This window comes from Stutzerimonas stutzeri (assembly GCF_024448715.1).
GTDB lineage: Bacteria > Pseudomonadota > Gammaproteobacteria > Pseudomonadales > Pseudomonadaceae > Stutzerimonas > Stutzerimonas stutzeri_AR.
In genome coordinates this window covers 1-14298 of the sequence record NZ_JAMOHZ010000006.1, presented here as the reverse complement: position 1 = coordinate 14298, position 14298 = coordinate 1, and the positions used below count along the sequence as shown (strand labels likewise).

12 protein-coding genes and 1 other RNA gene are annotated in these 14298 nt (G+C 59.6%); 8 read left to right on the top strand and 5 right to left on the bottom strand.

Annotation, left to right across the window (positions count from 1 at the left end; all coding sequences use genetic code 11):
• Positions 1–89: 89 nt before the first annotated feature.
• Entirely contained in the window at positions 90–659 is a 570-nt protein-coding gene (gene grpE / locus NAV33_RS14165; RefSeq protein WP_255981115.1) for a nucleotide exchange factor GrpE, read from the bottom strand.
• 226 nt (positions 660–885) lie between these two features.
• On the opposite strand from grpE, the gene recN reads away from it, so the two are divergent.
• Complete coding sequence (gene recN, locus NAV33_RS14160) at positions 886–2562, top strand: DNA repair protein RecN (protein ID WP_255981113.1); 1677 nt, start codon at positions 886–888, stop codon at positions 2560–2562.
• A gap of 53 nt (positions 2563–2615) precedes the next feature.
• Here the strand turns inward: recN and fur are convergent, their stop codons facing one another.
• Positions 2616–3023: a ferric iron uptake transcriptional regulator gene (gene fur / locus NAV33_RS14155; protein ID WP_255981111.1), complete on the bottom strand. Its 408-nt coding sequence runs from the start codon at positions 3021–3023 to the stop codon at positions 2616–2618.
• A gap of 94 nt (positions 3024–3117) precedes the next feature.
• On the opposite strand from fur, the gene NAV33_RS14150 reads away from it, so the two are divergent.
• On the top strand, positions 3118–3621 hold the full coding sequence (locus tag NAV33_RS14150) for an outer membrane protein assembly factor BamE (RefSeq protein WP_255981110.1): 504 nt from the start codon (positions 3118–3120) through the stop codon (positions 3619–3621).
• Positions 3622–3679: 58 nt separating this feature from the next.
• Here NAV33_RS14150 and NAV33_RS14145 read toward each other — a convergent pair whose 3' ends face one another.
• A complete protein-coding gene (locus NAV33_RS14145; RefSeq protein WP_255981109.1) occupies positions 3680–4012 on the bottom strand; it encodes an RnfH family protein in 333 nt (110 codons plus the stop codon).
• Positions 4005–4439: a type II toxin-antitoxin system RatA family toxin gene (locus NAV33_RS14140; RefSeq protein WP_255981628.1), complete on the bottom strand. Its 435-nt coding sequence runs from the start codon at positions 4437–4439 to the stop codon at positions 4005–4007. Before NAV33_RS14140 ends, NAV33_RS14145 begins: the two co-directional genes overlap by 8 nt.
• Before the next feature lie 217 nt (positions 4440–4656).
• On the opposite strand from NAV33_RS14140, the gene smpB reads away from it, so the two are divergent.
• Entirely contained in the window at positions 4657–5139 is a 483-nt protein-coding gene (gene smpB / locus NAV33_RS14135; protein WP_255981108.1) for an SsrA-binding protein SmpB, read from the top strand.
• Between the two features lie 85 nt (positions 5140–5224).
• Here smpB and NAV33_RS14130 read toward each other — a convergent pair whose 3' ends face one another.
• A complete protein-coding gene (locus NAV33_RS14130; RefSeq protein WP_255981626.1) occupies positions 5225–6013 on the bottom strand; it encodes a GntR family transcriptional regulator in 789 nt (262 codons plus the stop codon).
• 280 nt (positions 6014–6293) lie between these two features.
• On the opposite strand from NAV33_RS14130, the gene NAV33_RS14125 reads away from it, so the two are divergent.
• From NAV33_RS14125 to ssrA, 5 genes are all read left to right on the top strand, one after another.
• Positions 6294–7988, top strand: coding sequence for an L-lactate permease (locus tag NAV33_RS14125; RefSeq protein ID WP_255981106.1), 1695 nt, complete (start codon positions 6294–6296; stop codon positions 7986–7988).
• 175 nt (positions 7989–8163) lie between these two features.
• Entirely contained in the window at positions 8164–9333 is a 1170-nt protein-coding gene (lldD, locus tag NAV33_RS14120) for an FMN-dependent L-lactate dehydrogenase LldD (RefSeq protein ID WP_255981104.1), read from the top strand.
• A 53-nt stretch (positions 9334–9386) separates the two neighbouring features.
• Positions 9387–12224: an FAD-binding and (Fe-S)-binding domain-containing protein gene (locus NAV33_RS14115; protein ID WP_255981102.1), complete on the top strand. Its 2838-nt coding sequence runs from the start codon at positions 9387–9389 to the stop codon at positions 12222–12224.
• 161 nt (positions 12225–12385) lie between these two features.
• Positions 12386–12682, top strand: coding sequence for a hypothetical protein (locus NAV33_RS14110; protein WP_255981100.1), 297 nt, complete (start codon positions 12386–12388; stop codon positions 12680–12682).
• Between the two features lie 152 nt (positions 12683–12834).
• Positions 12835–13213, top strand: a transfer-messenger RNA (tmRNA) gene (ssrA, locus tag NAV33_RS14105).
• Positions 13214–14298: the final 1085 nt, after the last annotated feature.

Sequence of the window (14298 nt, the reverse complement as noted above, 5' to 3'; positions counted from 1 at the left end):
CTCTCCGAACTTGATTGATCCGCGCCTGATTACCGGCAGCGGGTAACACAAAAACGCTTGGCTACGAGATGGGGTTCAATAGCCGAAATTCAAGCCTTCTCATCAATCGAAGGCGGGGTTTGCGCTGGCGCCTTGCTGACCACGACCATTGCCGGACGCAGCAACCGACCGTTGAGCAGGTAGCCCTTCTGAAAAACCTTGAGCACGCTGCCAGGCTCGGCATGGGTGCTTTCTTCCATGGCCATGGCCTGGTGATGCTCAGGATTGAAGGGCTCGCCCTGCGGGTCTAGCTGTGCCAGCTGATGGCGCGCCAGGGTATCGAGCAGCAACTTGAAGGTCAGCTCGACGCCTTCGCGCATCGGCTTGACTGCTTCGTCGTTCGGACTCGACAGCTCGAGACCACGCTCGAGACTATCGGCAACGGCCAGCAGATCACCGGCAAATTTTTCCAGCGCGAACTTGTGCGCCTTTTCCACATCCTGCTCGGCGCGGCGGCGAATATTCTGCAGCTCGGCCGCAACCCGCAGGGACTGATCCTGCGCCGCCGCGAGTTGCTCTTCGAGTGACTGCACGCGGGCAGCCAGATCCTCGGCCACTTCGGCTTGCTCGGTCTCGTTCTCTTCAGGGGTCTGGTTGTCCAGGTTCTGCTCGTCGGCCATGCGATCCTCCTCATCAAGACTTCAGCGGGCGGTCAGCCCGCGCTTGTGCCGCTATATGGGGGCGACGAGCACGGCTTCAAGGGTTGGAGGCAGCTACAGGCTATCGACCGCGAGCAAAAGTTGCACCCGATCGTGGCTGGGAGTTCTTGCCGCCTGTAGTTTGCCGCTTGAAGCCGCCCCCAGAAGAACTGTATAAATAGCCAGTCACCTACGCAGGAGCCCTGCCATGCTGGTTCATCTGTCTGTTCATAACTACGCCATCGTCGAGCACCTCGACCTTGAGCTGAAGCGCGGCATGAGCGTGATCAGTGGCGAAACCGGCGCCGGCAAATCGATCATGCTCGACGCGCTCGGATTGACCCTTGGCGACCGCGCCGACAGCAGCGTGGTGCGCATCGGCGCGGATAAGGCCGACATTCTTGCCAGCTTCGATCTGGACGACATTCCCGACGCGCGGGCCTGGCTGGTGGAGCGCGACCTGGATAACGACGGCCCATGCATTCTCCGCCGAGTAATTACTGCCGAAGGTCGCTCGCGCGGCTATATCAACGGCACGCCCTGCCCTCAGGGGGACCTTAAGGCGCTCGGTGAATTGCTGATCGATATTCACAGCCAGCACGAACACCAGTCGCTACTAAAGCTCGATACCCATCGGCGTCTGCTTGACGAATACAGCGGCAGCCAGGACCTGGCACGTCAGGTTCAGTTGGCTGCACAACGCTGGCGCCAGACCCGGCAGACCCTGGAGCGCCTGAGTAACAGCAGCGATGAGCAGCGCGCTCGCCATCAATTGCTGAGCTATCAGCTGGAAGAACTGGAAACCCTCGCCCTTGGTGAGGACGAGCTGGAACATCTGGAGCAGGAGCACAAGAACCTTGCCAACGCCGAGCACCTGCTCGGCGCCTGCCGCCAAGTGATCGACCTATGCAGCGAGAGCGATGCGGGAAACGTATTGTCAGCGCTGACCTCGAGTCTGCAACGCCTCACCGCATTTCAGAACCAACCGGGTGCACTCGGCGAAGCAGTCAACCTGCTCTCCAGCGCACAGATCCAGGTGGAAGAAGCGGTCGGCGAGCTGAACCGATTCCTTGACCATTTCGATTCCGATCCGCAGCGCCAGCAGGCGCTGGAAGAACGGCTGGATAGCATCTATACCTTGGCGCGCAAGCACCGGGTGCAACCGCTGGAACTATCAGCCTTACAACAACGGTTGTTCGAGGAGATGGAAAGCCTGAACGCCAATGATGACGCGCTGGAGCAACTCGGCGAAGAGCTTGCTGCATATGAGCGACATTATCGGGAAAAGGCTGGAGAGCTGAGCGCTACCCGCCAACAAGCCGCAGAAACACTGGCGAGAGCGGTCGAAGCGGAGATTCAGCGATTGGGCATGCCGGGCGGCAAGTTTAACGTCGTGCTGAAGCCCAGCGCAGAAGGTGACCTTATGCCACACGGACTGGAGCAGGTGGAATTTCTCGTCAGCGCCAACCCAGGGCAGCCACTTCGACCGCTGGCTAAGGTCGCCTCTGGTGGCGAACTGTCGCGTATCAGCCTTGCAATCCAGGTAATCACCGCTCAGACCTCGCGGATCCCAACACTGGTGTTCGACGAAGTGGACGTCGGCATTGGCGGCCCCACCGCCGAAGTGGTCGGTCAGTTGTTGCGCCGTCTCGGCGAGCGCGGACAAGTACTTACCGTTACCCACCTACCGCAAGTTGCGGCGCAAGGGCACCATCACCTATTCGTGCACAAGGCTCGCGGCAGCGACGAGACCCACACCGCTGTGGCAACGCTGGAAGATGGAGAACGAGTCGAGGAGATCGCAAGAATGCTTGGCGGAGTTGACTTGACTGAACAGGCGCTGGCCCACGCCCGACAGATGATCGGCTCAGTCCAGGCCTCTTAGCAGACATGAAAAAGGCGACCCGCGGATCGCCTTTATATTTTCTGCACCGACGCTCACTCAGCCTTTTTGCGCACGTAGAGCACCAGATTGTGATCGACCAGCTCATAACCGTGGCGCTTGACGATTTCTTTCTGCAGCTTTTCGATCTCGGAATCGAAAAACTCGATGACATCGCCACTGTCGACACAGACCATATGGTCGTGATGGCCACTGTCAGCAAGCTCGAACACCGCATGACCACCATCGAAATTATGCCGAACCACGAGGCCGGCGGCCTCGAATTGGGTCAACACTCGGTAGACAGTTGCCAGACCGACATCCTCGCCGGCCTCCATCAGCGCCTTGTAGACGTCTTCAGCGCTCATATGGCGCCGGTCAGTGGTATCCAGCATCTGCAGGATTTTGACCCGAGGGAGGGTCACTTTGAGGCCAGCTTTGCGTAGTTCGCTATTTTCAACCATGGTTGGCTTTCTCGCTGCTGCTGTTTCGCAGCCTCCTTCAATACGGGTATGATCCGGGTCTTTGCCCAGCCAAGATAGTGGAAGTCACCTACCGATGCAAAACACCAAGCTCATGCTGTCCAGTCTCACGCTTGTGGGTCTGTTCGCACTCGCCGGTTGTTCATTCCCCGGGGTTTACAAGGTCGACATTCAACAGGGCAATGTCGTTACACAGGACATGATAGACCAGTTACGCCCCGGAATGACCCGCTCGCAAGTACGGTTTATCATGGGCAATCCGCTGATCACCGACACCTTTCATGCCGACCGCTGGGATTACCTGTACAGCATCCAGCCGGGCGGCAGTCAGCGCCAGCAGGAACGCGTAAGCCTCGTATTCAACGCCAACGACCAGTTGGCAGGCCTGGCCGGCGACTTCAAGCCGGGCGTCAGCCGCGACGAGGCCATCCTCGGCACTGATCAGCCGGCCACCGAAACACCGGTTCGCACCGAGCCAGAGGCTACCGAACCCGGCTCACTGCTCGAGCAGATTCAGCGTGACGTCGACGCTGCCGAGCCGGTCCCGGTGCCAACTCCGGACAGTTTGGAAACAAACTGAGCGCGAGATAAAAGAAAGCCCGGCACCCCGGGCTTTATCGCTTTCTGTTACCACAACCCTAAGCAGCCGATCCGCCGCGCGAATCGCCAGCCTTGTTCTGCGCCGCCTTCGCCGCGCGCTGCTTACGCACTTCCTTCGGATCGGCGATCAGCGGCCTATAGATTTCCACCCGCTCACCCTCTTCAAGCACACGTTCGTCCGGCTTGGGTACCGCCTTACCGAAAACACCAAGCGGTGCGGTTGCCAAATCAAGTCCCGGAAAGAAACCGTCCATTCCTGAAAGGACCGCAGCCTGACGCACCGTTGTGTCTTGAGGGACTGTCAGGCGCAGCAGCTTCTGCTTATTGGCAAGCGCGTAGACCACCTCAATCGCGATGATCGGCTTATCCATAGAGCTGTTTCGCCCGATCACAGAACGCATCGACCAACGTATTAGCGGCCTGATTGAACAGCGGACCAAGAGTAGCCCGGACCAACGGACCGGCGTAATCGAAGGTTAGGTCAAGGCTGATCTTGCAGGCCTTCTCACCCAGCGCTTTGAACTCCCAGATGCCATGCAGATGACTGAACGGCCCCTCTTCGAGAGTCATCTCGATGCGTTTACCCGCCTGCAACTCGTTACACGTGAGGAAACGCTGACTAATGCCGGCTTTCGCTACCGTCATGCTTGCTTGCATCTGAGTCTCGCTGCTGGACAGCACCTCGGTAGCGGAACACCAAGGCAGAAACTGCGGATAGCTGGCTACGTCATTGACCATGTCGAACAGCGCGTGCGCCGGATACGGCAGTAGCGCCGAGCGTTGAATATGCGTCGTCATGCAGACCTTCTTCGTCATTCGACGGTCAGAGACCGCCACAGCAAGCGGCGACGAGCGATCACCGAGAGCAAGAGCCATACGCAGGTTCCGCCGCACCGGGCCTGAACGCGCGCAAAGAGCATATTGTCTGGGATAAGCGCGCCCCTCTCAAGTTTCATACCATCGTAGCGTGCTGGTTATCGCCAGCCGCAGCGGGACTCCCTATAATGCGCAGCCTATGGCCAAACAGAAGAAACAGTCCCCCGGGACCATCGCGCTAAACAAGAAAGCGCTACACGATTACTTCATCGAACAGAAATTCGAGGCGGGTCTCGTTCTGGCCGGCTGGGAAGTAAAGAGTCTGCGTGCCGGCAAGGCGCAACTCGTCGATAGCTACGTTCTGCTGAAGGATGGCGAAGCCTGGCTCATGGGCTGTCATATCACACCACTCACCGCAGCCAGCACTCATGTCATCGCCGACCCCACCCGCACCCGCAAATTACTGTTGAACAAGCGCGAGCTGGGCAAGCTGTTCGGAGCGGTGCAGCAAAAGGGCTACGCCTGTGTTGCCCTGTCGATTTACTGGAAAAAGCACTTGATCAAGTGCGACATCGCCTTAGGCAAAGGCAAGAAAGAGTTCGACAAGCGCCACACGGAGAAAGAGCGCGACTCCGACCGGGAAATCCAGCGCGCTATGCGCACCAAAGGCAAGGAAGACTGACCGGATCAGCTCGAGCAAGGAAGCGTCCTTCTCGCCCGTGCTGCTTCAGCAACACAGCTTCCAGCCTTCCTCGGCCCCCATCGCCTTAGCCATCAGCGGGTCTCTCAGCCCTACCCTGCCGTCGCTGCGCTCGTGCTAGCCGCTGCGCTTCCTGTTGCCCTTCGGCAAGCACTTCCTGCACGTAGCTGATATGACGATGGGTCACGTCGCGCGCCTCGTTGGCCCGACGAGCGATAATCGCTTCGTAAAGTTCCTGATGCTGCTGCATGAGCATGTTGCGAGTCTCCTTGCGCAGCGCGTACATGCCACCGATGTTGGTCACCACGTTGCGCTTGAGCAGATCGAATAGGCCCCGAATCGTATGCAATAGCACAGCGTTGTGACTGGCCTCGGCGATAGCCAGATGAAAGCGCGCATCGGCGGCGCCCTCCTCGGCTCGGGTCACCATGCCTTCACGCAGATAGCAGTCCTGCAGCACTGCGAATGCTTCGCCGAGCCGCTGCTGATCGACCTCCGTAGCCCGTAGCGCGGCGTAATAGGCGCAACTGCCTTCCAACGTATGACGGAATTCCAGCAGATCGCGCTGTGCGTCCGCGTTGTTCTCCAACAAATGGAGCAGCGGATCGCTGAATGTAGAACCCAGGGATTCGGCAACGAAATTGCCGCCGCCATGGCGGCTGATCAACAGCCCCTTCGCCGCGAGCTTTTGAATGGCCTCCCGCAAGGAAGGACGGGATACGCCGAACTGCTCGGCCAACACTCGTTCCGCTGGCAGGCGCTCCCCAGCCTTGAGCGTGCCCTCGAGAATCATGGTTTCGAGCTGTTCCACAATGTTATCGGCCAGCCTCCGCTGACGCACCATTCCCACTTCCATGACTTCCTCGATTGGTTTGACCACTGAACGAATGCCAGCGTAGTCAGGCATTCCATGCGCCGCAACAACGGTTCGTTGCGACCAAAGTATATAGCTTGCTAATTGACGCAACGGCGACCGAACTCTTACGCTGACCGAGCCCTATGGATAATTGGTATTACCAATTTACAGATTCAGAGTAATTAACAAAAAGAGGACTAATTAATGCGGTCTCCAGATTTTCGCTCGTTACAGGTCCAGCCGGGCCTCATCCGCTCCACGCGGCGTTGGGAGCCGGAACATGTCTAATGGACTGCTCGCCCTATTTGCCTTTGCTCCGATTCTGCTCGCTGCCGTACTATTGATCGGCCTGCGCTGGCCCGCCAGCCGCGCTATGCCATTGGTGTTTCTATTCACCGCTGCGATCGGCCTGTTCGTCTGGGACATGAGTTTTACCCGGATCATCGCCTCCAGCCTGCAGGGCCTGGTCATCACCCTCGGCCTGCTGTGGATCATTTTCGGCGCAATCCTGCTGTTGAATACTCTCAAGCATTCGGGCGGGATCACTGCCATCCGCGCGGGCTTCACTACCATCAGCCCCGACCGCCGAATCCAGGCGATCATCATCGCCTGGCTGTTTGGTTGCTTCATCGAGGGCGCGTCCGGCTTCGGCACTCCGGCAGCAATCGCCGCGCCACTGTTGGTTGCGATCGGATTCCCGGCCATGGCTGCCGTACTAATGGGAATGCTGGTACAGAGCACCCCGGTGTCTTTCGGTGCGGTAGGCACACCTATCGTAGTGGGCGTCAACAGCGGACTGGATACCGCCACGCTCGGCGCTCAACTGGTCGCTCAAGGCGCGAGCTGGCAAGCCTTCCTGCAGCAGATCACCAGCAGTGTGGCAATCACCCACGCCATCGTTGGCACCGTAATGCCGTTGATCATGGCGATGATGCTGACGCGCTTCTTCGGCAAGGAAAAAAGCTGGAAGGCTGGCTTCGAGGTCCTGCCCTTCGCGATCTTCGCCGGCCTGGCCTTTACCCTGCCCTACGTAGCCACGGGAGTGCTGCTCGGCCCAGAATTCCCCTCGCTGCTCGGCGGCCTGATCGGCTTGGCTATCGTCACCACCGCTGCTCGCTTCAACTTTCTGGTACCGAAGACCACCTGGGACTTCGCTAATGCTAAAGACTGGCCGGCCGCATGGGTGGGCACCGTCGAGATGAAGCTGGACGACCTGGCCGCACGGCCAATGAGTGCCTTTCGAGCCTGGCTGCCCTACGTGCTAGTGGGTGCGATTCTGGTTATCAGTCGGGTCTTCCCAGAGGTGACCGCAGCATTGAAATCGGTCTCCATGGCCTTCGCCAACATCCTCGGCGAGAGCGGTGTCAGCGCCAGTATCGAGCCGCTGTATCTGCCAGGCGGCATTCTTGTCGCAGTCGTACTGATGACCTTCTTCATGCATGGCATGCGCGCCGCCGAGCTGAAAGCCGCAGTCAAGGAATCCAGCGGCGTGCTACTTAGCGCAGGCTTCGTCCTGCTGTTCACCGTGCCGATGGTGCGCATCTTGATCAATTCCGGCGTTAACGCCAGCGATTTGCCAAGCATGCCGATCGCCATGGCGCGCTATGTTGCCGACAGCGTCGGTGGCATTTACCCGTTGCTCGCCCCTTCCGTGGGTGCGCTGGGTGCGTTCATCGCCGGATCGAACACCGTCAGCAATATGATGTTCAGCCAGTTCCAATTCAGCGTCGCGCATTCGCTGGGCATTTCCGGCGCGATGATCGTAGCCGTCCAGGCTGTCGGCGCGGCCGCGGGCAACATGATCGCGATCCATAACGTGGTCGCCGCGTCCGCCACCGTCGGCCTTCTGGGTCGCGAGGGGGTCACCCTGCGCAAGACCGTTTGGCCTACGCTGTATTACGTACTGTTCACAGGAGTGATCGGCATGGTGGCAATCTACCTGATGGGTGTGACGGACCCGCTGGTCGGCACCTGACTCCATGTATGGCCTTTGCCCCGAAATGTTCGGGGTAAAGGCGTTTGATCCTCGCCCGTATCATCGCGCATCCCAAATCACGCGTTGATAGGGCAAAGCCAGACCGATAACGATTCCTTCGTCGAAGACGGGGAGCACCTCGAGACTACCTCGTTTTTAACCGGTGATAACAACGATGATCATCTCCGCCTCTACGGATTACCGCGCCGCAGCAAAACGCAAACTCCCGCCGTTTCTGTTCCACTATGTCGACGGCGGCGCCTATGCCGAATACACACTGCGTCGCAATGTCGACGATTTGGCCAGCCTCGCCCTGCGCCAGCGCGTCCTGCGCAACATGTCGGAACTCAGCCTGGAGACCCAGCTGTTCGGCGAGACCCTGTCGATGCCCGTAGCGCTGGCCCCGGTCGGGTTGACCGGCATGCTTGCTCGCCGAGGCGAAGTCCAGGCTGCCCGCGCCGCCGACAAGAAAGGTATTCCATTTACACTGTCCACCGTATCGGTCTGCCCGATCGAGGAAGTGGCCCCGGCGATCAAGCGGCCGATGTGGTTCCAGCTTTATGTGCTGAAGGACCGTGGTTTCATGAAGAATGCCTTGGAACGTGCCAAGGCCGCTGGCGTGACCACTTTGGTATTCACCGTAGACATGCCCACACCCGGCGCCCGCTACCGCGATGCACATTCGGGCATGAGCGGCCCGAACGCTAACATTCGCCGCATGCTTCAGTCCATGACCCACCCGTTCTGGGCCTGGGATGTGGGCCTGCACGGCAAACCGCACGATCTGGGCAATATTTCCACTTACCGCGGCCATCCGACCGGGCTGGAGGATTACATCGGCTGGCTCGCGGCAAACTTCGATCCTTCGATTTCCTGGAAGGATCTGGAATGGATCCGCGAATTCTGGGACGGCCCGATGGTAATCAAGGGCATCCTCGACGCCGAAGACGCCCGCGACGCCGTAACCTTCGGCGCTGACGGCATCATTGTCTCCAACCACGGTGGCCGTCAGCTTGACGGCGTCTTGTCCAGCGCACGCGCAATGCCGGCTATTGCCGATGCGGTTAAAGGCGATCTGAAGATTCTCGCTGACTCCGGCATTCGCAGCGGCCTGGACGTGGTGCGGATGATCGCCCTCGGCGCGGATACCGTGCTGCTCGGCCGGGCTTTCGCCTATGCACTGGCGGCCGACGGCGAGGCCGGTGTCACCAACCTGCTGAATCTGATCGACAAGGAAATGCGCGTGGCGATGGTGCTGACCGGTGCCAAGTCCATTAGCGAAATCACCACCGATTCGCTGGTTCGTGAACTTGGACAGTACCAGACGACCAAACACGTCGAATAAGCCACGAGGCCGCGCGATCCCCGACGCGGCCCGCTTCATTTCCTGGAGCCTACATGAACGCGCCTGCCGCTCTTCCGAACGACTTTCTCGCTGCCGTCGAACGGTTGATTCCGGCGGAACGGCGTTTCGACGACCCGCTATCCACGCTGGCGTTCGGCACCGACGCTAGCTTCTACCGGTTGATTCCGAAACTGGTGGTGCGCGTCGAATCCGAAGCCGAAGTGGTGGGATTGCTGCAACTGGCCCACGCCCAAAACGTACCGGTGACCTTTCGTGCCGCCGGCACCAGTCTCTCTGGCCAAGCGATTTCCGACTCCGTGCTGATCGTGCTCGGGGATAACTGGAACGGCCGAGAAATTCGCAACGATGGCGCGCAGATCCGCCTTCAGCCGGGCGTGATCGGCGCCAACGCCAATGCCGTACTAGCGCCTTTCCAGCGCAAGATCGGACCCGATCCGGCATCAATCAACGCAGCGAAGATCGGCGGCATCGTCGCCAACAACTCCAGCGGCATGTGTTGTGGCACCGCGCAAAACAGCTACAAGACCCTGGCCGGTCTGCGTCTGGTCCTGGCCGATGGCACCGTCGTCGACAGTGAAGACGCCGTCAGCGTTGCGACCTTCCGCCAGAGCCATGGCGCCTTGCTCGAACAGCTCGCCGAGCTTGGCCGCGCCACTCGCGCCAATACCGAACTGGCTGCGAAGATTCGCCATAAGTACCGCCTGAAGAACACCACCGGCTTTTCGCTCAATGCGCTGATCGACTACGACGAGCCGCTCGACATCCTCAACCATTTGATGGTCGGCTCCGAAGGCACGCTCGGCTTCATCAGCGCGGTGACCTACGACACCGTGCCGGATCATCCGCACAAGGCCAGCGCGCTCGTTGTCTTTCCCGACGTGGAAACCTGCTGCCTGGCCGTGCCGGTACTCAAGCAGCAGCCGGTCTCCGCGGTGGAGCTGCTCGACCGCCGCAGCCTGCGCTCGGTGGAGAACAAGGCCGGCATGCCCGAGTGGGTCAAGGCGCTGTCGTCCAACGCCTGCGCCCTGCTGATCGAGTCGCGTGCCGCCAGCCACTCGTTGCTGCATGAGCAGATCAACCTGATCACGACTTCCATCGCTCATTTCCCGGTGGAGAAACAGGTCGACTTTAGCGAAGACCCGCTGGTCTACGACCAGCTCTGGAGGATTCGCAAGGACACTTTTCCGGCCGTGGGCGCGGTGCGTCAGACCGGCACCACGGTAATCATCGAAGACGTCACCTTTCCTATCGAGCGTCTCGCCGAGGGCGTCAATCGCCTGATTCAGCTGTTCGACAAGCACGCCTACAACGAGGCGATCCTGTTCGGTCACGCACTGGAAGGGAATCTGCACTTCGTTTTCACCCAGGGCTTCGATGAGCCGCAGCAAGTGGCGCGCTACGAAGCTTTCATGCAGGATGTCACGCAGCTGGTTGCTGTGGAGTTCGGCGGCGCGCTCAAAGCCGAGCATGGCACCGGCCGCAATATGGCGCCCTTCGTCGAGCTGGAATGGGGGCGCGACGCCTATCAGCTGATGTGGAAGATCAAGCGCCTGCTCGATCCGCAGGGCATCCTCAATCCGGACGTGGTGCTCAGTGAGGATCCGCAGATCCACCTCAAGCACCTCAAACCGATGCCGGCTGCCGATGAGATCGTTGACAAGTGCATCGAATGCGGCTTCTGCGAACCAGTCTGTCCGTCTAACGGACTGACTTTGACGCCACGCCAACGCATCGTGGTTTGGCGCGACATCCAGGCCAAAAAGCGCGCGGGGGCCGAGACGGCCGAACTGGAGCGTCTCTACGAGTACCACGGCGTCGAAACCTGTGCCGCGACCGGCCTTTGCGCGCAACGTTGTCCGGTGGGTATCAACACCGGCGACTTGGTGCGCAAACTGCGTGGCCGCAATGCCGAGAATAGCCGCGCTGCGAATTGGCTGGCCGATCATTTCAACACAGCCGTCCAAGGCACCCGCTTCATGCTGCACGTGGCCAACGGCGCGCACCTGATGATGGGCACGCGCCTGCTGAGCAAGACCTCGGCGGCCTTCAGCAAGGCCAGCAAAGGGCGCGTACCGCAGTGGACGCCGGCCATGCCGCAGCCGCTGCAGCGCCTGAATCTGCCCAAACCGACCCCACAGGATGAGCGCCCACGGGTGGTCTATCTCGCTGCGTGCGTCTCCCGAGCCATGAGCCCGGCCGCCCGTGATCAGGAGCAGGAACCGCTACTCGACATCACCCGCACCCTGTTGGAGAAGTCCGGCTACCAGGTCGTCTTTCCGGACAACCTGAACAACCTCTGCTGCGGCCAACCGTTCGCCTCCAAGGGCTATGCCGAACAGGCCGAGCGCAAGCGCCAGGAAACCCTCGATGCGCTGCTCAAGGCCAGCCGCGGCGGGCTCGATCCCATCTACTGCGACACCAGCCCCTGCACCCTGCGCATGGTCCAAGGCCTGACGGATGAGCGCCTAGACTTCTACGATCCGGTGCGCTTCATCCGCACCCACCTCCTGGACAAGCTGGATTTCGAGCCCCAACAGGCGCCGATCGCCGTGCATGTCACCTGCAGCACCCAGCACCTCGGTGAAGCCCAGGCGCTGATCGACATCGCCCGTCGTTGCGCCAAAGAAGTGGTGGTCCCGGAAGGCATTCATTGCTGCGGCTTCGCCGGAGACAAGGGCTTCACCACACCAGAGCTCAACGCCCACGCATTGCGCACGCTGAAAGATGCGGTGCATATCTGCAACGAAGGCATCTCGACCAGCCGCACCTGCGAGATCGGCCTGTCGCAACACGGCGGCATCGACTACCACGGACTGATTTATCTTGTGAACCGCAACAGCCGTGCCAGAGCCGCTGCCACCTCTGTTTGAGCAGGCTCGGTAGCGATGCTGGACACAAAAGATGAAACGCTCGAGCGAAGCCGTAGTCGGAAGATATGAGCCCGGTATTGAGGCTCGACTCGCCTCGGCGCCGCCGCGCAATTGCACAATCAGGCAGGCCCGCCGGGAAGTTAACTCCCTGGAGGATGCTCATGAAAAAATTTGCCCTACTTGCTGCTGCAGCTCTGATCGCCAGTCCCGCTGCATTTGCTGCCGATAAAGACCTCTGCCAGCTCAATATGCAGGAAATCGACGACAACATGGCCACCAGCCAGGCGACCCTCGGCGAGCCTGCTCTTAGCGAAGTTGAGGATTTGATCAAGCAGGCGCGCCAGGCTCAGCAATCTGGCGATACCGAAGCCTGCATCGCACATTCCACCAAGGCACTACAGGAACTAGAAGGCCCCGGCAGCTCCGGCAGCTCCAGCACTAGCGGCACCGGCAACTGAGCCTGGATAGGCAAGGTCACCGCTTGTTGGCCTTGCCGATTTCTGTTCCGTTCTGAAAGCCGACAAAGCGTCCCAACTGACCAATGAAGCGTTCGACGAGCCAGAGGTTCTGGCGTACACTGCGCAGTACATGAGGCCGCAACACGCTTCATGGGGCCGATTAGGATTCGACGCCGGTAACAAAACTCTAGGTGCATGCCGAGTTGGTAACAGAACTCGTAAATCCACTGTTGCAAACTTATAGTTGCCAACGACGACAACTACGAAGGGTACGCGCTAGCCGCCTAACCTTCATCTGGTCGCTTCGGCGCCAGCGGTCACTAGGGGATGCCTGTAAACCCGAAATGACTGTCAGATAGAACAGGATCGCCGCCAAGTTCGCTGCAGACGTAACGGCTAAAACTCATGCAGCTCGCTCCAAGCACCCTGCCAATCGGGCGGCGCGGAGTTAACTCAATAGATTTGGCTACGCATGTAGTACCGACAGTGGAGAGCTGGCGGACGGGGGTTCAAATCCCCCCGGCTCCACCAAATATACATCTAAGGGCGTCCACCGACGTCCTTTTTTGTGCCCTGAAATTGAGAAAATACAGGGTTTTCAGCGCCGCCGACATTCATGGTGTCCATCAGCATCTATGCGTTAGTCCACCTCTAGACCTGGAAAAGCTCGCGAGCTTTCCAGCTGGGCAGCAAGCCAACAGCCCTGCCCGTCCTTCATCACGATGAGCTCGTCTACTGAATCATGAGATTCTGCAGGTTATCATTTCCTTATTAGTGGGAGTCGTTCAAACTTTTTCAAATAGCCCTGCAATGCGCGGAGTATAGCGAGAACGGCATAAGGCTTGCCGCTGCGGGGCGGCAAATTTCATGGTTTTTATCGTTCATCGCCAACGCAAAAGTCAACGAGCCCAGCTCAAGACTGCTGACATAGTGCAGCTGTTCCAGTACACCAATTGATGCCGCCGCTTCTTAGTTGAAAACGACCCCGTCGATGGCTCCGTTCGAAAGCGCCTCGCCATGCGCAGGGGCTAAATATTCACCAGCACGGCGCGCTCAGCGTCGCGGCGTTCGGCTTGGACGGGCAGCGCAGACATTTCCCCCTGAATACCCATACCCTAGCGCGCCCGCACGGAACGACGCGGTGAACAGCTTGAGCGGCGCGCCATTGATGAACGCAAGGATCTTCACCGCAAGGTGCTCGTCCATAAGGAATGCAGTCGCGGCGATGACCCCAGGACTTTCTGATTGTTTGGGCATCGATGAACAGACCGGCAGGTACGCCGCCTCGTCGTCAGAAAGCGTTCTGGTTTGAAGCCGTGTATGACCCAGGCCATGTTTATGGCGCCGATACGGACAAGGTCAAATTACCGCGTGGTCGGCTCCACCTGTCGAGGTCATCAGCTCGATAGCCAGACGGCCCCCATGCGCGCACTGACATCGTTCGCCCACTCCTGCCCCAGTGTACTCACTGCAGATTGGCCATCTCCACGCCTCGCGGCTCTTCCATGATTGACGGTAAAACAACTCGGCCTTGTACAGTCCGTTGGTGGTCTCGGCCAAGGACTCGATACCAGCCTCCGCCAGTCTCGGTGTAGCGGATCGAGAGACTCACACCC